This is a genomic window from Pseudomonas sp. TAE6080 (genome assembly GCF_018732265.1).
Classification (GTDB): Bacteria; Pseudomonadota; Gammaproteobacteria; order Pseudomonadales; family Pseudomonadaceae; genus Aquipseudomonas; species Aquipseudomonas brenneri.
The window spans coordinates 15,902-36,504 of record NZ_JAHIDY010000005.1; the positions used below are offsets into that span (position 1 = coordinate 15,902).

The 20,603-nt window shown below is 59.2% G+C and carries 20 protein-coding genes and 3 pseudogenes; 10 read left to right on the forward strand and 13 right to left on the reverse strand.

All coding sequences use genetic code 11. From position 1 onward, the window contains the following. Window positions 1–202 precede the first annotated feature (202 nt). Window positions 203–1,321 (reverse strand): site-specific integrase, encoded by a 1,119-nt coding sequence (locus KL786_RS05725; RefSeq protein ID WP_028688847.1) that lies wholly within the window; start codon window positions 1,319–1,321, stop codon window positions 203–205. Between the two features lie 117 nt (window positions 1,322–1,438). On the opposite strand from KL786_RS05725, the gene KL786_RS05730 reads away from it, so the two are divergent. Continuing rightward, window positions 1,439–2,428, forward strand: coding sequence for a site-specific integrase (locus tag KL786_RS05730; protein ID WP_023628979.1), 990 nt, complete (start codon window positions 1,439–1,441; stop codon window positions 2,426–2,428). A gap of 298 nt (window positions 2,429–2,726) precedes the next feature. Here KL786_RS05730 and KL786_RS05735 read toward each other — a convergent pair whose 3' ends face one another. From KL786_RS05735 to KL786_RS05755, 5 genes are all read right to left on the reverse strand, one after another. Further along, window positions 2,727–3,011: a LysR family transcriptional regulator gene (locus KL786_RS05735; protein ID WP_071576115.1), complete on the reverse strand. Its 285-nt coding sequence runs from the start codon at window positions 3,009–3,011 to the stop codon at window positions 2,727–2,729. Window positions 3,012–3,021: 10 nt separating this feature from the next. After that, window positions 3,022–3,354, reverse strand: a complete 333-nt coding sequence (locus KL786_RS05740) for an ArsR/SmtB family transcription factor (RefSeq protein WP_223194054.1) — start codon at window positions 3,352–3,354, stop codon at window positions 3,022–3,024. A gap of 9 nt (window positions 3,355–3,363) precedes the next feature. After that, window positions 3,364–4,035 carry an alpha/beta hydrolase gene (locus KL786_RS05745; protein ID WP_023048077.1) on the reverse strand — a complete coding sequence of 224 codons (672 nt, stop codon included), beginning with the start codon at window positions 4,033–4,035 and terminating at the stop codon, window positions 3,364–3,366. Further along, entirely contained in the window at window positions 4,032–4,847 is an 816-nt protein-coding gene (locus KL786_RS05750; RefSeq protein ID WP_023048078.1) for a DODA-type extradiol aromatic ring-opening family dioxygenase, read from the reverse strand. Before KL786_RS05750 ends, KL786_RS05745 begins: the two co-directional genes overlap by 4 nt. Before the next feature lie 462 nt (window positions 4,848–5,309). Continuing rightward, a complete protein-coding gene (locus KL786_RS05755; protein WP_023048079.1) occupies window positions 5,310–6,209 on the reverse strand; it encodes a LysR family transcriptional regulator in 900 nt (299 codons plus the stop codon). A 162-nt stretch (window positions 6,210–6,371) separates the two neighbouring features. Here KL786_RS05755 and KL786_RS05760 point away from each other — a divergent pair, with 162 nt between their 5' ends. Then, a complete protein-coding gene (locus KL786_RS05760; protein ID WP_023048080.1) occupies window positions 6,372–6,728 on the forward strand; it encodes a putative quinol monooxygenase in 357 nt (118 codons plus the stop codon). A gap of 94 nt (window positions 6,729–6,822) precedes the next feature. After that, window positions 6,823–7,617, forward strand: coding sequence for an SDR family NAD(P)-dependent oxidoreductase (locus KL786_RS05765; RefSeq protein WP_023628975.1), 795 nt, complete (start codon window positions 6,823–6,825; stop codon window positions 7,615–7,617). A gap of 308 nt (window positions 7,618–7,925) precedes the next feature. Here KL786_RS05765 and KL786_RS05770 read toward each other — a convergent pair. The 3 genes and pseudogenes from KL786_RS05770 to KL786_RS05780 form a co-directional block, all read right to left on the reverse strand. Then, a pseudogene (locus KL786_RS05770) lies at window positions 7,926–8,100 on the reverse strand (transposase); the annotation flags it as partial. Window positions 8,101–8,391: 291 nt separating this feature from the next. Beyond that, the gene (locus KL786_RS05775; RefSeq protein WP_023048084.1) at window positions 8,392–8,796 is read right to left on the reverse strand and encodes a DoxX family protein; all 405 of its coding nucleotides are present in this window, start codon (window positions 8,794–8,796) and stop codon (window positions 8,392–8,394) included. Between the two features lie 83 nt (window positions 8,797–8,879). Beyond that, window positions 8,880–9,524, reverse strand: a pseudogene (locus KL786_RS05780) (NADPH-dependent F420 reductase); the annotation flags it as partial. Between the two features lie 88 nt (window positions 9,525–9,612). On the opposite strand from KL786_RS05780, the gene KL786_RS05785 reads away from it, so the two are divergent. After that, complete coding sequence (locus KL786_RS05785) at window positions 9,613–10,557, forward strand: LysR family transcriptional regulator (RefSeq protein WP_023048086.1); 945 nt, start codon at window positions 9,613–9,615, stop codon at window positions 10,555–10,557. Between the two features lie 39 nt (window positions 10,558–10,596). Here the strand turns inward: KL786_RS05785 and KL786_RS05790 are convergent, their stop codons facing one another. From KL786_RS05790 to KL786_RS05805, 4 genes and pseudogenes are all read right to left on the reverse strand, one after another. Then, complete coding sequence (locus tag KL786_RS05790) at window positions 10,597–10,794, reverse strand: tautomerase family protein (RefSeq protein WP_023048087.1); 198 nt, start codon at window positions 10,792–10,794, stop codon at window positions 10,597–10,599. 233 nt (window positions 10,795–11,027) lie between these two features. Further along, window positions 11,028–11,483: pseudogene (locus KL786_RS05795) on the reverse strand (IS5 family transposase); the annotation flags it as partial. 214 nt (window positions 11,484–11,697) lie between these two features. Next, window positions 11,698–12,852, reverse strand: a complete 1,155-nt coding sequence (locus KL786_RS05800; RefSeq protein WP_023048089.1) for an acyl-CoA dehydrogenase family protein — start codon at window positions 12,850–12,852, stop codon at window positions 11,698–11,700. A gap of 61 nt (window positions 12,853–12,913) precedes the next feature. Beyond that, the gene (locus KL786_RS05805) at window positions 12,914–13,780 is read right to left on the reverse strand and encodes an IclR family transcriptional regulator (RefSeq protein ID WP_023048090.1); all 867 of its coding nucleotides are present in this window, start codon (window positions 13,778–13,780) and stop codon (window positions 12,914–12,916) included. A 236-nt stretch (window positions 13,781–14,016) separates the two neighbouring features. On the opposite strand from KL786_RS05805, the gene KL786_RS05810 reads away from it, so the two are divergent. The 6 genes from KL786_RS05810 to KL786_RS05835 are packed head-to-tail and all read left to right on the forward strand — an operon-like array spanning window position 14,017 to window position 20,590. Further along, a complete protein-coding gene (locus tag KL786_RS05810; RefSeq protein WP_023628973.1) occupies window positions 14,017–14,802 on the forward strand; it encodes an enoyl-CoA hydratase in 786 nt (261 codons plus the stop codon). A 3-nt stretch (window positions 14,803–14,805) separates the two neighbouring features. Next, complete coding sequence (locus KL786_RS05815; RefSeq protein ID WP_023048092.1) at window positions 14,806–16,347, forward strand: 3-hydroxyacyl-CoA dehydrogenase; 1,542 nt, start codon at window positions 14,806–14,808, stop codon at window positions 16,345–16,347. Between the two features lie 9 nt (window positions 16,348–16,356). Continuing rightward, on the forward strand, window positions 16,357–17,559 hold the full coding sequence (locus KL786_RS05820) for a 3-oxoadipyl-CoA thiolase (RefSeq protein WP_023048093.1): 1,203 nt from the start codon (window positions 16,357–16,359) through the stop codon (window positions 17,557–17,559). Window positions 17,560–17,585: 26 nt separating this feature from the next. After that, window positions 17,586–18,824, forward strand: a complete 1,239-nt coding sequence (locus tag KL786_RS05825; protein ID WP_023048094.1) for a CaiB/BaiF CoA transferase family protein — start codon at window positions 17,586–17,588, stop codon at window positions 18,822–18,824. Window positions 18,825–18,880: 56 nt separating this feature from the next. Next, window positions 18,881–19,645, forward strand: a complete 765-nt coding sequence (locus KL786_RS05830) for an electron transfer flavoprotein subunit beta/FixA family protein (protein ID WP_023048095.1) — start codon at window positions 18,881–18,883, stop codon at window positions 19,643–19,645. Continuing rightward, on the forward strand, window positions 19,646–20,590 hold the full coding sequence (locus tag KL786_RS05835; RefSeq protein WP_023662939.1) for an electron transfer flavoprotein subunit alpha/FixB family protein: 945 nt from the start codon (window positions 19,646–19,648) through the stop codon (window positions 20,588–20,590). Window positions 20,591–20,603: the final 13 nt, after the last annotated feature.

Sequence of the window (20,603 nt, forward strand, 5' to 3'; positions counted from 1 at the left end):
ACTACCCGAGTAGACGAAGCATGCTGAGATGCTGGCTGCTTGGGCGTCGCCATGCGGTCATGTATTGGTTACACCCGGAGTTGCGAGTGCCCAGCTGGGGTTGCGCATCAATTCCGCTACCGTGCAATGGACTCATAACCAGGAGCTCCACCTCTCAATAGGACACGCGTGCGCGGCATTTTCCGACGCGGTGCGTCGACCGCTAGTCAGGCTGGTTGGTTGGGCCTGATGGGGCGGGCAGGGGTTGAAGCAACATCGAGGCGCGGCTGCTCAGCAGCACTCCGGCTTGGAAGTAGCCCATAACGGTTTCGACACTGCGATGTTCAGTCATGGCCATCACTTCACCCAATGGGGCCCCCTGGCGACCCGCTTCCGTTACAAAGCCCGAGCGTAAGCTGTGCGCGGCCCAGTCGCCGTCGAGGCCAGCCAATTTGGCGCGGCGCTGAACGATCCGTGCTACCTGATCAGACGATAGTCCGAACGGGCTGACTTTGCCGCCCTTGTAGAGGCGCCGAAAAAGCGGACCGGTATCGGCGGGCGCGGCGATGAGCCAAGCCGTCAACGCGTGTGCAGCGCGACCCAGCAGAGGTTTTTCGCGACGGGATCCCGTGGTGTCTGTTTTGGTGACGCCCAGCGTATAGAGCCAAGTGTCTTCATCCAGTTTGCGCACATCGTCGACCTGCAGGCCGGTCACCTCGGATCGACGACGCCCGCCGCCACTCCACGCCATCAGGAGGAGGGCGCTATCACGAGTACCGCGAATGCCATCCGTACAGGTCGCCAACATGGCCTCCAGAGCCTCCACCACAGCTGCCGTCTTTTTGCGGACAACTACCCCCTGGCGCGCCTGGGCTTTTCGCGCATCTCGCAGCAGCGTTTTCACTGCCAGTGCTTCAGTTGGGCTTTCCCAGTTGTTGAAGCGATGCCACCTGCCCAGTGCCGAAAGCCGATGACATACCGTGTTGTAGCTCAGAGGTCCCGGCTTTGCCTTCACACGTGCCGCGACTAACGCGGCATCGATGGTCGGCGGTAGCAGATAGGTCCATGCACCATTTGCCAGTGGGCGCGCCAGGTGATCCACCACGAACTGAATGACTACAGTCGACTGTACAGGCGCATCGCCCATCGCAACGCCGTAGCGCAGGTGCAGCCAAGCCGACCAGTAGGCGAGGGCGCTGCGATAGCTCCGTACCGTGTTTTCGGCGGTGCCGCTGGCAACAAAGCCTGCGGCCGCCTCCTGAGCCTTCAACGCCAATCTACTGGGGTCTAGGGTGGGCTCGTCGATCAACGGCATCTGATCAGTAATATATGATACGTCCAACGTATTATATTTCCACTATCCAATAAATAAGGTCGGATAATCTTTAATTATCCAAGGTGAGGCGATTTTTTCGTCGTTTGGCAGTCGCTCACCAGTACATCAAGGGGATGTGCGTCGATGAGCCACGAGATCGAGCGGTACCTGCAGGCCGGTACCCGCCCCAACACCCGGCGCAGCTACCGGCAAGCGCTCGAGCACTTCGAGGTCGCCTGGGGCGGCTTTCTGCCGGCGACCAGCGATGCCATCGTGCGTTACTTGGTCGATCACGCCGCCACGTTGTCCAGCAACACCCTCAAGCTGCGCCTGGCGGCCTTGGCGCAGTGGCATGTCAGCCAGGGCTTCCCGGATCCGACCAAGACCCCGCTGGTTCGTCAGATCCTCAAGGGCATTCGTACCTTGCACCCGAAGCCGGAGAAGCAGGCCGAACCGCTGCAGCTGCGCGAACTGGAGCAGTGCGTGGCGTGGCTGGAGCGGGCGGGCGAGAAAGCACTGGACGAGGGCGACCTGCCGCAGCTGTTGCGCTGCTGGCGTAATCGCGCATTGCTGCTGATCGGCTTCTGGCGCGCCTTTCGCAGCGACGAACTGTGCCGCCTGCAGGTCGAGCACATCCAGGTACGGCCGGGGGAGGGCATGCAGCTGTTCCTGCCGTGGAGCAAGGGCGACCGTGACAACCAGGGACAGACCTACAGTGCGCCGGCGCTGGCCCGCCTCTGCCCGGTGCAGGCCTACAACGACTGGATCTGTGTCGCCGGCATCGCCCGCGGTCCGGTGTTCCGCGGCATTGACCGCTGGGGTCACCTGCGCGAGCAGGGCCTGCACCCGCACAGCGTCATCCCGCTGCTGCGGGCGGTACTGAAAGCGGCCGGATTGCCCGCCGAGTTGTATAGCAGCCACTCCCTACGCCGTGGCTTTGCCACCTGGGCCACGCGCAGTGGCTGGGACCAGAAGGCGTTGATGGGCTATGTCGGTTGGCGCGATGCCAAGTCGGTACTGCTCTATGTGGACAGCACCGGCTTTTTCCCCGGGCAACTGCGGCCGATGGTGCCAGGCCTGGAGGCGGAGGCTTTGTCGAGTTTGCCTCGTCCAATTGCACTGCCGGGCAGTTGACCGCCTCAAGCCATTCAGCACTTCCGGTGATGGCTGCTTTGTTTCCGCGGAGCAATTACACCCAATGCTGGGCTTTGGCCTTGATGTGGCTGGTGTTATTGATACGTATCGAAAGGGCGACGGTAAACCATGAGAGTTCGCCATCAGATGATTGCTCAATTACAGACAGGAATGTTCAGCTTGCGTCGGCATAACATGATGCCACCAGCGACATAGACTCCAGTCATCTGTCAGTCCACCTGACACCGCCAGTCATGAGAGGTTAGAGCAGGCCAATAGTGCTCTGCTGCAAAGAGGATTATCTAAAGTTCGATGCTAGTGTGGCTGTAATCAGTCTCATCGCTGGACATAATTCAGAAGCAATTTTTTTCGCTTTCGGTGTTGCCACAATACCCCTGCCCGAACGAGTAAAGAGCGGATCATTAAATTTGTCACGTAGCTTGACCAGCGAATTGCTTACGGCTGGCTGTGTTACGCCAAGACTCTTGGCTGCTAACGTTATACTTTGTTCCTTGTAAATACACATAAAAACCACCAATAAATTGAGATCGATGGATGCAAATGTGTCCTCGCGAATAGTCATGGCAGAGCTCTCAAATCCCCTTTACAGCATCGCTTTCAATGTTTTCACCAGCATTTCGATGGTGTATTCGCAGCGTTTGAAAAAAATGGATCGGGCCGAGCTTTTGGCAAGTAATCAATCCTGTGCGATGCAGCGTGCGCAAGTGATCGGACACGGTCGATTGGGCCAACTTGCACTTGCGCTCAATCTGGCCGGCACACACACCGAGCAGGAATGCATGTTCCTGCTGCGGAAAGTGTTTCTCTGGGTCACGGAGCCACTCAAGGATCAACCGGCGCTGGGGGCTGGCTAACGCTTTAAGAAGTAGATCCACTTCCGTAAGTTTACTGCGGGAGTTCACCATCAAGGTCGCTCAGGCGATGTTCAATACAGGCTTCAGCCACTGAATGAAATCTTCCACTTCTTCATTGGTGATTTCGTGGCCCATGTCGTACAGGTATGTTTCATGATGCACGTTCAGTTGGTGCAACCAGGCATCCGCTTTTTGTGCCCAAGACACGGGGAGCTTGTTATCACCATAGCCATGAGCAATAAACGCCGATAGCGAACTCAATGCTTGAGCGCTGGCAATGTGTGGTGCCAGCTCAGGGAGAATTCTGCCGCTGAACAAGCCAAAGCCTAGCACGCAATGAGGGGCGCTAAGCCCGACGCTTGCACTGAGAATACCGCCCTGGCTAAAGCCAGCTATCACTGTAGGCATTTGTGGTAAGGCAGTTACAAGCTCCACTAGTTTCTGGCGGCTGGTTTCCGCTTGCTCTTCAACGATCACCGGGCCTTCGTTGGTGAAATTTACCTGAAACCAGGCAAAGCCCTCAGCTGCGATTTGCAGGCGGCTGCGTACCAGCAATATTTCAATTCCTTCTGGGATAAAGCCGGAAAGGCCTGCCAGATTGGTTTCATTACCGCCTACACCATGCAATAGCAGGAGACGTGCACGAGGGGCAGCAGCACGGATTACCCGACGATAGACAAGGCCGGATTGCGGTTCTTGCTGCAGTTCTGAAATGGCTAGTGGCAGGTTCATGCTTGAGTAATCTCCTGAGTGGCGGTTGGGCTTTTGAACAGGTAGCTGTCCATAGCCAGTACGCCGTCGGCGACACCGCCCTCTAGCACATCCACGGCGTAGTGCTCGCCTGCGGCACCGAGCGCCAGAAATAGCGGCAACAAATGTTCTTCACTGGGGTGCGCACGCTCGGCCTCCGGGGCATTGCGGCGGTAGGCGAGCAGCGCTGGCAGGTCACCGGCTTGCAGGGCGTCACGGATCCAGTCGGAAAAACGCGCTACGTACTCAGCCGGGTCGCCGTAGTTGCTACGGAACTCATAAAGGTTATGGGTCAGACTGCCGGAGCCAATGATCAGCACGCCCTGATCGCGCAGCGGCTTGAGTGCCTGGCCAAGCTGCCAGGCACCCAATGGATTGAGCGGGTGGGGCATGGACACTTGGACCACCGGGATATCCGCAGTGGGCAATAGGTGCAGCAACGGCACCCAGGCGCCGTGGTCCAGGCCTCGATTCGATTCGGTAGTTGCGGCAATCCCATTGCGGGAAAGCAGGTTGCAGATTTGCTCGGCCAATGCAGGATTGCCGGTTGCAGGGTATTGCAGGCGATACAGTGCTTGCGGAAAGCCTCCGAAGTCGTGAATGGTTTCCGGCGCCTTGCTGCTGCCTACACGCACGCTCCCACGGGTCATCCAGTGAGGAGAGACGATTACGATGGCGCTAGGCCGTGGCAGCGCTCGGCCTAGCTCAGCCAGGCGTGCCCCGGCCTGGCCGGGTTCGATGGCAAAGGTTGGTGCTCCGTGGGACACGAACAACACTGGATAGGCCAGACTCATGGTTGAAATCCTGCTTAGATATTGGGGCCGCAGCAGCAAGAGGTGGACTGATCGGCGTTGCAAAGCGTGTGCGCCGCTCACTGACCTGCCTACCCACAGCGCACTGATTGGCTGGGGATGGCTCAAAGTTTATAGATTCGATTTTGGAGATAAACTCAGATATTGGTGAATAACTATCTCGAAAACCGGGATAATTGGCGGTCACTTGTCGACTCTTCAGGCCGCTGCCAGCCGGAGCGCTGAGCTACACATCAAGGTGCCAATATTGCCCCCTGCGCCTGGCCAGAACGCAGGTTGGTGAGTAGATCCCTGGTCGGCGGGCTCTAGTATTTGGGGGCTCCCTGGCTTTGTTACAGATCAGTCCGCGCTCATCGCTATGGCTGCTGAGTGGCACCCTGAGTTAATGGGGCTGGCGTTGATCAACCCCGCGCCAAGGTCGCGCAGTAGCTGTCCGTTCTGCCGTTAGCTGTGGCCATACAGCTTCAATAACTCGTCGACCAGGTAACGAATTTTGGGCCGCAGATGATTGCTCTTCGACCATAGTGCGTGGACCTCGACAGGCGCCGGTTCAAAGGGCTCGAGTACCGTAACAACAACCTGCTGGGCGATGTCCTTTTCAAATAGACAGAGCGGCATCTGGCAAATACCGAGGCCGGCTCGCGTGGCTTCAATCATCGCTTCGGCATCGTCAAACTGATAGGTCGGTGGTGGCGAGAACTTCAAGGATTGCCCGGCCTGGGCCATTTTCCAGGGCATTAGGCTGCCGCGGCGATAGCCGACGATGCTGCGGTGCTGGCCCATGTCCTCGAGCGTCAACGGCGTACCATATTCTTCCAGATAACCCGGCGCTGCACAGGTTACCCAGCGGTGTGACGTCAGGCGTCTGGCCACCAGGCCGGGGACGTTGTCGACGCTGCCAAAACGAATGGCCAGGTCGATACCTTCTTCCGTCAGGTCCACCAGTTGGTCGCTAAAGGTCAAGGTCAGTTGCAACTGCGGGAAGCGTTTGCTCATCTCCAGTAGCACCGGCAGTACCACCTGTTTACCGAACGCGACCGGCATGTCCACCCGCAAGCGCCCTGTGGGCACGCCTAACTTGTTGCCGAGGTTGCTCTCGGTGGCCTTGATCTCCTCCAGCGCATTGGACCACACGGTGAAGTAGGCCTCGCCATCCGGAGACAGGGACAAGCGGCGGGTCGAGCGATAAAACAGGCTGGTACCCACCCGTGCCTCCAGCCGTGCAATCGCCTTACCTACGGCCGACTTGGACAGCCCCAGGCGCTCGGCTGCCTCTGTGAAGGTCGCAGAGCGGGCGGTGGCGAGAAAAATATGGATGCCGCTGAAGGAATCTTCGGAGGTCATTGCCGTTTTCCTAGGCGCAAGAGTTGGTAGCAAATTACGCTACCTATCTGTGATTTCAAGGTTGTTTATCAGCTTGCTGCTCTACCTTAGCATGGCTGCTGACTCAGCAACCCTCTGCATCTATCGCATGGGGTTGGTCATTTACTTCTGTGAGGACGCCCCATGAAAGACGAAGTCATCAGCATTTTTACCCTAAGCCTGGCTCCGGAAGACTTCCCTGAATTTAAAACGCTGGTTGCCAAGATTGTCGCCGCTACGAGCGAAGAGCCTGGCACCTTGATGTACGAATACAGCGTCAACGAGGCTCGCACTGAGGTGCACATTATCGAGCGTTACCGTGCCGATGCTGTCGTTAACCATATTGAAGAAACCTTCGCGCCGTTCGGCGAAAAGTTTCTCGAGCTGGTGAAAATCACCAGCCTGCTAGTTTATGGCAACCCAGACGCGCCGACGCGCAAGCACCTGGATGCCTTTGGCGCGGTGTACATGAATCCGTTTGATGGGTTTACCCGGACCTGACACCGCCAGTCAGTAGCCGGCGGACAAGACCGCTGACTATTCAGCAACCGATCTAACCTGCCGGGTACTACCTGGCGCTAGAGGGTCAATACGCATGCACATCAATCTTGCCGGCAAGACCGCTTTGGTTACTGCCTCCACAGGCGGCATCGGCTTCGCCATTGCCCATGGCCTGGCGCTCACCGGCGCTATCGTGATCATCAACGGGCGGAGTGACAGCTCGGTCGAAAAAGCCCTGGCACGTTTGAGCGAAGCGGTACCGCAGGCCACCTTCAGCGGAGTCGCGGCTGATCTGGGCAATGCCGACGGCGTTGGCGTTCTTACAGCTGCGCTTCCCACCATCGACATTCTGGTCAACAACGCCGGCATCTATGGTTTGGCCGATTTCTTCGAGGCCGATGACGACTGCTGGGAAGACTATTGGCAAACTAACGTAATGTCCGGTGTTCGCCTGAGCCGCGCGTTGGTTCCAGCCATGGTCCAACGAGGTTGGGGTAGGGTGGTGTTTATCTCCTCGGAGTCAGCCCGAAATATCCCGGCCGATATGGTTCATTACGGCGTAACCAAGACGGCGCAACTGGCGTTGTCGCGTGGCTTGGCCAAACGTGTGGCCGGCAGCGGCGTAACCGTTAACAGCGTGCTGCCAGGCCCGACACTGTCTGATGGCTTGGCTGAGCTGCTCAAAGGAGAGTCTGCCCGCTCCGGCAAATCCTTGGAGGCCGTCGCTGCCGAATTCGTCATGACCCACCGTCCCACCTCGTTGATTCAACGTGCGGCCACGGTCGATGAGGTCGCCAATATGGTCGTCTATATCTGCTCCACCCAGGCGTCAGCCACCAGCGGCGCTGCGCTGCGGGTCGATGGCGGCGTGGTGGACGATATCCTCTGAACCCTTGACTACCTGGCACGTGTGTTCCGCACGGGTGACCTGAAGGTCACCGGCGCGCACGCTGTCAGTGAGTGAGCAGATCTCCAATCGATTCCGCTGCCAGTTGATACGAACGGCAACGCGCCGTCGGGTCGTAGATGCGCGCATCAATCATCAGTTCGTCTACGCCGGTGGTAGCACTAAACAACCACCGACTGAAGTCGGTGGGTTAGTGAATTACGGATTGAAAGTCCGGATACGCGTCGGCTGAACGACGCGTCGCATTAGTCCGGCTCCATCTTGAAATTATCGTTCGGGCTCGGCTCTGGCATCAAGTGACCCTCCACGATCCGGCACTCACGCTGCCTCGCCAACTCATGTAGCACCTCCCCCCAGGTGCTTGCGGATCGCTCCGAAGATCGCCTTCTTACGCCTCTTCGGGATGAATACAACGTGGTACTTACAGTCCCACTTCGTGTGAGCAAGGCTTTGGTAATCTCTCATTGGGTACCCCTATCTCTTGGTCGAGATAGAAGGTTCCTGATGACCGCATCACACGGTCAACCTCAAGGAGTCCCTCGGCTAAGCCGGGGGATTACCTTGTTTATTTAAGACTTGAAAGCCAAGCGGATAGATCGTCCAACTGCCTCGATATCCCATGCCCACTCGACCCTTTCATGTGCTGCGTACGCCGGACCGGGGCATGACACCAAGGCTGAAAAGCTTTCTGGATTTTACCCTTGCCAAGTTTGGCGAGAACCCGGCAAAGGCAACCTGGCCGAAAGCAGCGAGCGGTTAGTTACGTGCTGAACGTTTCAAGGCGAAGGCTCCGTCATCCAGCAGCGCCAAGGCCAGTGCAGTGAATGCCAGAAAGACCGGGTATTCCCAGCCACCATTGGCGTTGGTGAAGCTCCAGCCATTACCGAAGTGCACGCTTGCTGCCACCAGCAGTTGCACGGTGGCTAGGGCCGCTACCCAGCGAGCGAGTACACCAAGGATCAGGAACAGGCCGCCGACCACTTCAAAGGCAATGACCGGATAGGCAAGAAAGCCGGAGAAGCCAACGGACTCAAAGAAACCTGCTGTGCCGGCCGGGGTGAACACCAGCAGCTTGGTCAGGCCATGAGCGAGAAACATCACGCCAAGGATTAGGCGTAGTACCAGGGCGGCATAGGGGAGGGTGCGGCTAGCGGCGGTCATGGGTGTTTTCCAATACGGGGAGTGTGGGTTGCCCGGGGCCACAGCTGTTTCGGCCGTGGCGCCAGGCATTGGGTAAGTGGGAATTAACGATTGAGCCAGACCGGCGCGATCTGCGTGCCGAGCCCTGCGCCATAGCCGAGGTAGATGTTCAACCCGGCCAACGCTTCCAGATAACGCGCGTTTACCAAACCGCCGGCATCCACGGTTTTCCAACCCAGGCTTTGCGCAAGAGCAACGGCGGTTTGTTTGGCTCGTGCGCTATCGCTGGCCAGGAACACGCTGCCTTGCTGCTCGTTGGCAAATGTGGGACCGCTGGCCAGCACTTGGGCGAACAGGGTGTTGAAGCCCTTGACCAGCTCCACACCTGGCAGCGCCTTGGCGATTTCCTCCGCTGCACTGGTGCTGTGGCCGATGGTCAGACCCATGTAGTCGGCTGTCAGCGGGTTGGTGATGTCGATGACCACTTTGCCTTCGAGACTGCCCAGACTTTTCAGCGCGGTTAAGGCGTCCTGGTAAGCAGTGGCGACGATCACCACTTCGTTCTGGCCAAGGGCCTGATCAGCGGCGAATGCTTCGACGTTTTGATGCTGCGCGGCGAGGGCGTGCGCCTTGTCCAGATCACGGCCGGTGATACGAACATGGTGTCCAAACTGGGACAACTGTTGAGCGAAAGCCGAGCCCATGTTGCCGGTACCGATAAGGGTAATGTTCATGTCTTTTGCCTCGTGCTGTGTGTGATGGGATCCAGTTTAAAGATTCGATTTACGAGATAAACATGATTTAATGTGACTTATAGTTCCGATAAGTGAGGCAATAATGGATCGCGCGTTGGAGATGCAGGTGTTTTGCGCCGTGGTCGACAAGGGCAGCTTTGTCGGTGCCGTCGATGCGCTGGAAATGTCCAAGGCCGCCGTTTCCAGGCATGTAAATGCGCTGGAGGAACGCCTGGGCGTACGCCTGCTGCAACGCACCACGCGACGCTTATCACTGACCGAAGAAGGACGGGTTTTCTACCAGCAAGCGCGGGAAGTGCTGGCGTTGATGGGGGAGGCGGAAAGCGCTGTTTCTTCGGGCAACCATGAGCCTGCCGGCGTGCTGCGGGTCAATGCGCCGGTGAGTTTTGGTGTGTTGCACCTGGCGCCGCTGTGGACTGCCTTTTTGGAGCAAAACCCGAAGATTGAGCTGGATATCAGCCTGAACGATCGCCAGGTCGATTTGGTGGAGGAGGGGTATGACGTCGCGGTGCGCATCGCCCGGTTGGAAAGCTCTTCACTGGTGGGGCGCCGGTTTGCCAGCACGCGGATGCGCCTGTGTGCAGCCCCGAGCTACATCAAAAGCCATGCACCAGTAGAAGTGCCGCAAGACCTGGCCGAGCACCGGGTGATTGCCTATAGCAACTTTTCCAGTGGGAACGAATGGAGTTTTACCGGGCCCGATGGCGAGCATAAGGTCAACACGCGTTCGGTCATTCGCTGCAATAACGGTGATACATGCCGATCTATTGCGTTGACTGCTGGCGGCATTTTGCTGCAGCCAAGCTTTATGGTAAGTGAGGATCTTCGGCGGGGTGATCTGGTGGAGTTGCTACCGGAGTATCGCTCGGTAGAACTGGGTATTTATGCCGTCTACCCAACCCGCAAACACCTGGCATCCAAGGTGCGGGCATTTATCAATTTTCTGGTCGAACAGTTTGAGCAGGTCGACTGGGAGTCCGGCTACCCAGCACAAAAGAGCCAAGCCCGGGCTGCAAAGAAGATGTAACACTCCTTGCAGCCCACTGGCCATTAACGCCGAATGACCTTAGGTCTTCTTCGGATCGTCGCCGAACAGCTTGCCTGCACCGGCCCAATCCGATGGCGCCACGTCTTCAAAAATGACGTAGATGTAATTGGCATCGGTACCGGTGTTTTTCACGATGCTCTGGGTGATTTCTGCAGCGACAGCTTCCTTCGCGGCGTGGTCTTTTCCTTCGAACCAGCTGACTCGTACAACGGGCATGGAGTGATCCTCTATTCAGGTTGGGTTTAGCGCGATTAGGGCTAACCATGCGGTCAGTCCGGGCTCAGCCAATCAATGCAGCAGAGCAGTCGAGAGAGAATAGGAGAGATACAGAAGGCGATAAACACGCTGTAAATCGCCTATATGTAGAAATTATTTCTCCAATCAGCCCGCCATTTACCGGCGCACCGGCGATCAACAGTTGCTAAGTACCGCTAGGGGCTGTTGCCATTTCACATGGGTAGCCATAGGAAGGCACAGGCCATGGCCACCACGCTCTCGTAATTTCTCTTGAGCTTGTCGAATCGAGATGCCACCGCCCGGTAATGCTTCAGCCGGGCAAAGGCGTTTTCCACCAGGTGCCGATTGCGGTAAAGACCTCTGTCCAGATCCGCGTTGCCTTTCACGGAGTTACGCTTTCTCGGGATCACGGCCTTGGCCCCTTGTAGCTCAACCTGCTCCCGGATTCTCTCGCTGTCATAGCCCTTATCCGCGACGATGGTTTCTGCCGCCGGGAGCTTGGAAATCAACGCGGGTGCCTGAGTGCAGTCATTGATTTGGCCACCTGTGATTTCAAACTCGATGGGCAAGCCGTGGGCGTCCACCGCCAGGTGAATCTTGCTGGTATTGCCAGCTCGACTTTTCCCTATAGCCTCATCGTTGCCGCTGGCAGCGCCTGCACTGTGCTGTGCGACCTACTGTGGCGTAGTTGGAATTCCAGTTTCGTGCAGCTACCCCGCAGTTCATCTGGGGGTAGGTTGACGGGAAGCTCGCAGGCTGAGGCTTTCGGGACCACACCAGTGGAACACGCACTCATGTCGAACAACTACCTTGAAGCCAGGATGTGGCGCTATTGAGTCTCGGCGCGACTGGAGCCCAACTGGTGTCAGAGCAGGTGCCGTGTCACCGCTGCGCTTCGCGGATCATGTTACGGGCGATAACCACCTGCTGAATCTGTGTGGTGCCTTCGTAGATACGGAACAGCCGCACGTCACGGTAGAAGCGCTCAATGGCGTACTCGCTGACGTAGCCGGCGCCACCGTGGATCTGCACGCAGCGGTCGGCGACACGACCGCACATCTCGGTGGAGAACATCTTCGCGCAGGAGGCTTCGGTACTGACGTTCTTGCCCTCGTCGCGCTTGCGCGCGGCATCCAGCACCATGCAGCGGGCCGCGTAGATTTCGGCTTTGCTATCAGCCAGCATCGCCTGGATCAGTTGGAACTCCGCGATGGGCTGGCCGAACTGTTTGCGGTCCAGCGCATAGTGCAGGGCATCGTCCAGCATGCGTTCGGCTGCGCCGACACTCAGTGCAGCGATATGCAGGCGGCCCTTATCCAGCACCTTCATCGCGGTCTTGAAACCAACGCCTTCGACGCCGCCTATCAACTGGCTGGCGGGCACTCGCGCATTTTCAAAGATCACGTCGCAGGTATGGGCGCCTTTGTGGCCCATCTTGTGGTCCGTCTTGCCCAGCGACACGCCGGGTGTGCCGCGCTCAACGATAAAGGCGCTGATACCGGAGGCGCCTTTGATTTCCGGGTTGGTACGGGCCATCACCGTGTAAATGCCCGCGTGTGGCGCGTTGGTGATGTAACGTTTGGTACCGTTGAGGATGTAGCTGTCAGCGTCACGCACAGCATTGGTTTTCAACGAGCCCGCATCGGAGCCGGCATCTGGCTCGGTCAGGCAGAACGAGCTGAGCAGCTCGCCGCTTGCCAGTTGCGGCAGGTACTGGTTGCGCTGCTCCTCTGTACCGTCAAGCAAAATGCCGATTGAGCCAATGCCGTTGTTGGTGCCGATGTAGGAACGGAAAGCCGGTGAGGTGCGACCCAACTCGAAGGCGATGTTTACCTCTTCCTCCATAGTCACGCCCAGGCCGCCATAGGCTTCCGGAATCGTTAACCCGAACAGGCCCATCTCGCGCATCTGATCGACGATGTCCTTAGGGATCGCATCCGTTTCAGCCACCTCGTTTTCCCGAGGAATCAGTACCTCACCGACGAACTGGCGAAGAGAATCCAGCAGAATCTGCAGGGTTTCGGTATCACGGATCATGTGCGCTCCTCTGGGCCCGGAAGTGGGCCGATGTAGTACGGTGCACCGTCACCCTGAAGGGTTACCGAGCGGCGGCGCCGATGTTGTTAACCATGTTGATCAGGCGAGGCCCGATATCGTCAGTGAGCTTGTCCCGTGGAAGCTGGAAGCTCGGTCCACCGCAGTTGAAGGTCAGTAACCCGAACTGCGGGTGTAACAGCGGCACGGCGACTGAGTTGACGTCGCGGTGCCACTCGCCGATCGATAGGCAAAAGCCGTAATCGGTGTAATCGCGAAACGCGCGATCCAGGCCCTTGCGGATCACCGGCCACTGTGCTGCTTCGCGTTGGCGCATGTGGTCGAGGAGAAACTCTCGCTCGCTCTCTGGCATCGCCGCCAGGCATGCGCGTCCCGCCGAGCTTTGCGCCAGTGGCAAGTAGCTGCCGATCTGCCGCCGCATCGTGGTATTGCCTTGGCCCTGAACGACGTCCAGGTAAACCATCTGCAGGCGATCCCGGGCCGCCATTGCCACTGCGGCTTGAGCGTGATTGGCCAGCTCTTCCATCAGCGGGTGCGCCACCGAGCGAATCGACAGATTCGACAGCATGGCGTAGCCGAACCCCAGCACACCGACATCCAGCTGGTACTTGCCCGAGTGCACCTCACGCTTGAGGCAGCCAAGGCGCATCAGGGTGTTGGTCAAGCGCGTCACGGTCGGCTTGGGTAGCCCGGTCATCCGCGCCAGTTCCTGATTGCCCAGCACGTTGTCGCGCGGGGTAAAGCACCGCATCAGCTCCAGCCCACGTGCCAGCGCAGTCACGAACTGGCCGCTGGTTTCGTCCTCACTCGACGCACTGGCCGGGTCGAGCATGCCCATCTTCAGTAAAGCGATTTCATCCGCTCCAGTGCTGCTCTCAGCCTTCTGCTGATCCGCTTTGTTGCGTGCCATGGTAGAACCTCATTTTTGGAAATTGCAAGCAAATAAAAGTACGTTTCGTCAGGCGAAATTATATTTGAGCCGAGATGAAATGCAAAACGCTCATTTTTAGATAGATAATATATTGATTAATAAAGAAATAATAAAATAGTTCAGATTTCTGATTTACATGAATTCGCGACCCTACCTATGATATCTCGTAAATACGAAATGCAATTTCGTATAGCGAAACGTGTTTAGAGGTGGGTATGAGTCACGAACCTGAATCTGTAGTGAACCTGGAAATTCGAGAAGACGGCGTTGCCGTCGTACGCATCGACCGGCCAGAAGCCAAGAACGCGCTCAATAGCGCGGTGCGTGAACAACTCGCCGAGCACTTTCGGGCACTGGCTCGCAATGGGCAGGTGCGGGCGATTGTACTTACCGGCGGTGACACCTGTTTTGTGGCCGGAGCCGATATCCGCGAGTTTGCCCAAGCGCGCCCGATTGAAATGTACCTGCGCCATACCGAGCTGCTGTGGGAAGCCATCTCCCGCTGCCCCAAGCCGGTCATCGCTGCAGTGAATGGTTTCGCCCTTGGCGGCGGCTGTGAGCTGGCCATGCACTGCGACATCATCGTCGCCGGCGAGTCGGCGCGCTTTGGCCAGCCAGAAGTCAAACTCGGCCTGATGCCGGGCGCCGGCGGTACTCAGCGTCTGATCCGCGCGGTCGGCAAGTTCCAGGCAATGCGCATTGCCCTTACCGGGTGCTTGGTCTCGGCCCAGCAAGCCTTGGCCATGGGCATGCTGAGTGAAGTGGTGGGCGACGAGCAGACCATTGTCCGTGCACTAGAGCTGGCCACTGAAATCGCCGCCTTGCCGCCGCTAGCCGTCGCGCAGATCAAAGAAGTGATGCTGGCCGGTGCTGACCTGCCGCTGGAGAGCGCGCTGGTGTTGGAGCGCAAGGCCTTCCAATTGCTATTCGATTCGAGCGACCAGAAAGAGGGCGCTCAAGCCTTCCTGGAAAAACGCAAAGCGATCTTCTCAGGAGAATGAGCGATGACACGTGAAATTAACCGGATGGCGGTTGTTGGCGCCGGAGTCATGGGTACAGGTATTGCTCAGATCGCCGCTCAGGCGGGCATTCGCGTCACGCTGTTTGATAGTCGCGAAGGCGCTGCGCAGGGCGCCCGCGAAAGCTTGAAAGGCACGTTGGACAAGCTGGTCGACAAAGGCAAGATTGCCAACGCCGATGCGCTGGCCACGCTCTCCCGCGTGCAAGTGGCGAGCGCCCTTACGGAACTGAGCGACGTCGACCTGGTAGTGGAAGCCATTATCGAGCGCCTCGACGCCAAGCAGGGCTTGCTCGCCGAGTTGGAAGCCGTGGTTGCCGATGACTGCATTCTGGCTACCAACACCTCATCGCTCTCCGTCACCAGCATTGCTCGCAATTGCCGACTTCCCCAACGCATCGCTGGCTTTCATTTTTTTAACCCTGTGCCGCTGATGAAAGTGGTGGAAGTCATCGATGGTCTGGCGACTGACCCGCAGGTAGGCGACAGCCTCCGAGCCCTGGCTGCCCGCATGGGGCATAGGGGTATTCGGGCGAAGGACACACCAGGGTTCATCATCAATCACGCCGGCCGTGCATATAGCACTGAGGCTTTGCAAATTCTCAAGGAAGGCGTAGCCGAACCCGCCGAGGTAGACCGTATCCTGCGCGAGGGTCTGGGTTTTCGCATGGGGCCCTTGGAGCTGTTTGATCTGACGGCTCTTGATGTTTCCCATCCAGTCATTGAGTCGATCTACAACCAGTTCTACCAGGAACCGCGGTATCGGCCTGCAGCGCTAACACGCCAGATGCTGGATGCCGGCTACGTCGGGCGCAAGGTCGGGCGTGGGTTTTACCGATACGCCGACGGCCAGATGATCGATCCACCCGCCGCACAGGCAGTACCTGCGCTGGAAGCATTTCCGCCGGTTTGGCTTGGCACTGAAAACCCCGAGGATCGTGCACGTTTCACCGAGCTTCTTCAGCAGGTGGGCGCGCGGGTCGAAGAGGGCACGGTCCCAAGCAGCGAGGCCCTGTGTTTGCTGGCACCTTACGGTCTGGATGCCACCGGCGCCGTCGGCCTGTTTGGCACCGATCCTGAGCGCACGGTGTGCATCGACCCGCTGCTGGATATCGCCCGCTACCGCACGCTGATGCTAAATCCCGCTACCCATGCCGACATGCGCGATGCCGCCCATGCGCTGTTGGGCCGCGATGGCGTGGGCGTCAGTGTGATCAATGACAGTGTCGGCTTTGTGGCCCAAAGGGTACTGGCCATGATCGTCAACCTGGCGGGCGATATCGTTCAGCAGCGTATCGCCAGTGTCGATGACCTGGATGAAGGCGTGCGCCGTGGTCTTGGTTATCCGCAAGGTCCGCTGGCCTGGGGCGATAGTGTCGGGCCCAAGCGTTTGCTCACCACTCTTGAACGCATGACCGAACTGACGGGCGATCCCCGTTATCGGCCGGGTCCCTGGCTGCGGCGACGGGCCGCCTTGGGCCTTTCATTGCGTCACAACGAACCACTCCCGACTGAACCTCAACGCTAGGATTTTCCCATGCTCGACGCCTACATCTTCGCGGGACTGCGCACGCCATTTGGCCGCCACGGCGGCGCACTCGCTTCGGTACGCCCAGACGACCTCGCCGCCCATGTGATCCACGAATTGCTCGCTCGCCACGCCATCCCTGGCGAAGCCATCGAGGACGTGATTCTGGGCAATACCAACCAGGCAGGGGAGGACAGCCGCAACATCGCGCGTCACGCCGCACTGCTTGCAGGCTTGCCCGTGACCGTACCTGGGCAGACAGTTAACCGCCTGTGCGCCAGTGGTCTGGCGGCGGTGATCGATGCCGCCCGCGCAGTGACCTGTAACGAAGGCGAACTGTTTGTCGCCGGCGGGGTGGAGAGTATGTCCCGTGCACCCTTTGTCATGGCTAAAGCAGAAGCGGCCTATAGCCGCGAACTGACGGTGTTCGACAGTACCATTGGCGCCCGTTTTCCCAACCCGAAGATCGTCGCCGAGTTTGGCAACGACAGCATGCCGCAAACGGGCGATAACGTGGCTCAGGAGTACGGCATCTCCCGTGCTGAGGCCGACGTCTTTGCTGCCGGCTCTCAGGCCCGTTATGAAGCCGCACGTAGCGCAGGTTTCTTTCAGGAAGAACTGCTCGCGGTCAGCGTGCCCACCGGGCGCAAGACGCCACCCAATGTGGTGGAGCAGGACGAGCACCCGCGCCCGCAATCGGACCTGATCGCTTTGGCTCGCCTGAATCCTCTCTCCGAAGGTGGTGTGGTTACCGCCGGCAACGCATCAGGCGTCAACGATGGCGCGGCGGCATTGCTGATTGGCTCGGCCGCGGCGGGCGAACGGCACGGCTTGGTTCCGATGGCGCGCATTCTGTCGGCCGCCGCCGTGGGTGTGGCCCCGCGCATTATGGGCGTCGGCCCGGTGGAGGCTATTCATAAGGCATTGGCTCGCGCGCAGCTCAGCCTGGCGGATATGGACATTATCGAGATCAACGAAGCGTTCGCCAGCCAGGTGCTGGGCTGCCTGAAAGGTCTGGGTGTTGCGTTCAACGACCCGCGGGTAAACCCACACGGTGGCGCCATCGCCGTCGGCCACCCATTAGGTGCATCCGGTGCGCGCCTGGCCCTGAGCACCGCTCGCGCGCTGCAACAGAGCGGCAAACGCTACGCTGTGGTGAGCCTATGCATCGGCGTGGGCCAAGGCCTCGCCATGGTGATGGAGCGTGTGTAAGTGCGCGCAAGCAAAGGTGAAATGAAATGGGTGCTTTGACTGGGTATCGCGTGCTCGACTTGAGCCGCATTCTGGCTGGTCCCTGGTGCGGCCAAACTCTGGCCGATCTGGGTGCCGAAGTGATCAAAATCGAACGGCCGGGCGCGGGTGATGACACCCGTGGCTGGGGGCCGCCATGGATGAAGGGGCAGAACGCCGAGTCCACCGGCGAGGCTTCTTATTACCAGTCCACCAATCGCGGCAAGTTGTCGGTGGCGCTAAACATCGCCAGCCCCGAGGGGCAGGAAATGGTGCGGGCCCTGGCTACCAGTTGCGACGTACTGATCGAGAACTACAAGGCCGGTTCCTTGGCCAAGTACGGGCTGGATTACGCTAGCCTCGCTGCGCTCAATCCACGCCTGGTGTATTGCTCGGTGACGGGTTTCGGCCAGACCGGGCCGCGCGCCGCAGAACCGGGTTACGACTTCATCATTCAGGGTATGGGTGGAATGATGAGCATCACCGGCGAGCGCGACGATCTGCCCGGTGGCGGCCCGCAAAAGGTAGGCGTTGCCTTCGCGGACCTGATGACCGGCCTGTACTCGACGGTGGCTATCCAAGCTGCGCTGCTCAGCCGAGAAAAGACCGGGCTTGGTCAACATATCGATATGGCGTTGCTGGATGTTCAGGTCGCCACACTGTGCAACCAGAGCCAGAACTATCTGGCTTCCGGCAAGCCGCCCGGGCGTTATGGCAACGCCCACGCCAACATTGTGCCGTACCAGGTGTTTCGCGCCAGTGATCGCGACTTCATCATTGCCTGCGGCAACGACTCACAGTTCGTCGCACTGTGCGACGCCATCGGCCTGCCAGAGCTGCCGAAAGATCCGCGTTTCGCGCGCAACGCCGACCGAGTCAGCAACCGCGAGGAGATCGTTGCCATCCTGTCGCGTCACTTTCTCGGAGGGCTCGCCGATGAGTGGGTAGGGCGCATTCACCCGCAGGGCGTACCGGTAGGGGCCATCAACAGCATTGCCCAGGCGCTGGACGAACCACAGATACTGGCGCGCAACATGCTGGTCAACATTCCCCATCCCTTGAAAGCCGACTTCGTCACGGTCGGCAGTCCGATCAAGTTGTCTCGCACACCGGTCGAGTACCTGCGCCCCGCGCCGATGCTGGGTGAGCATACCGATGAGGTGCTCAAGCGCCAGTTGGGTCTCGATGATGAGCGCCTGGCCGAGTTGAAGGCACAAGGCATCATCGAACAGCTTGGTGAACGCTGAACCTGCCATGCCCCGGCCAGCCAGCTTGCCGGGGCAATTTTTCCCATGGAGCCTTTATGAAAGTCCTCGTAGCGATCAAGCGTGTGGTCGATTACAACGTCAAGGTTCGCGTCAAGGCGGACAACAGCGGCGTCGATCTCGCCAACGTTAAGATGTCGATGAACCCCTTCTGCGAAATCGCCGTGGAAGAAGCCGTACGCCTGAAAGAGAAGGGCGTTGCCAGTGAAATCGTCGTGGTGTCGATCGGCCCGACGGCGGCGCAAGAGCAGCTGCGTACTGCTTTGGCCCTCGGTGCCGACCGCGCCATCCTGGTCGAGGCTGTCAAGGAAGAGGGTGCTGACGAGCTGAACTCCCTGGCCGTGGCCAAGCTGCTCAAGGCCGTGGTCGACAAGGAGCAGCCGCAGCTGGTGATCCTCGGCAAGCAGGCCATCGACAGCGACAACAACCAGACCGGCCAGATGCTCGGCGCGCTGACCGGCTTCGGCCAAGGCACCTTCGCCTCCAAGGTCGAAGTGGCGGGCGACAAGGTCAACGTGACCCGCGAGATCGACGGCGGCCTGCAGACCGTGGCGTTGAACCTGCCGGCGATCGTCACCACCGACCTGCGTCTGAACGAGCCGCGCTACGCCTCCTTGCCGAACATCATGAAGGCCAAGAAGAAGCCGCTGGAGGTGCTCACCCCGGACGCCCTGGGCGTTGCCACCGCGTCCACCGTGAAGACCCTGAAAGTCGAAGCGCCGGCTGCCCGCCAGGCCGGCATCAAGGTCAAGTCGGTGGCGGAACTGGTCGAGAAACTGAAGAACGAGGCGAAGGTAATCTAAATGACTATCCTGGTTATCGCTGAACACACCAATGCCGCCCTGGCGCCGGCCACTCTCAACACCGTGGCCGCTGCGCAGAAGATCGGTGGCGACATCCACCTCCTGGTTGCCGGTGCCGCCTGTGGCGCCGCCGCCGAAGCGGCTGCCAAGCTCGCCGGCGTGGCCAAGGTGCTGGTGGCCGACAACGCCGCCTTCGCCCATCAGCTGCCGGAAAACGTTGCGCCGCTGGTAGCTGCTCTTGTTCAAGAAGCAGGGGGCAAGGGTTACAGCCACATCCTCGCCGCCGCCACCAGCAACGGCAAGAACATCCTGCCGCGCGTCGCCGCCCAGCTGGACGTCGACCAGATCTCCGAAATCATCGCCGTGGAAAGCGCCGACACTTTCAAGCGGCCGATCTACGCCGGTAACGCCATCGCCACCGTGCAGTCTTCGGCGGCGGTGAAGGTGATCACCGTGCGTGCCACCGGTTTCGATCCGGTGGCCGGCGAAGGCGGCAGTGCTGTCGTGGAAGCCGTGGCCGTTGGCGGCGACGCCGGCATCTCGGCCTTCGTCTTTGAGGCGCTGGCCAAGTCCGATCGTCCGGAACTGACCGCGGCCAAGATCGTCGTCTCCGGCGGTCGCGGCATGCAGAACGGCGACAACTTCAAGCACCTGTATGCCCTGGCCGACAAGCTCGGCGCCGCCGTCGGTGCTTCGCGCGCTGCGGTCGACGCCGGTTTCGTGCCCAACGACATGCAGGTTGGCCAGACCGGCAAGATCGTCGCGCCGCAGCTGTACATCGCCGTCGGCATCAGCGGTGCCATCCAGCACCTGGCCGGGATGAAAGACTCCAAGGTCATCGTGGCAATCAACAAGGACGAAGAGGCGCCGATTTTTCAGGTGGCGGATTACGGTCTAGTGGGTGACTTGTTCGAGGTCGTGCCGCAGTTGCAGCAAGTGATCTGAAGCCCTAAAGGAA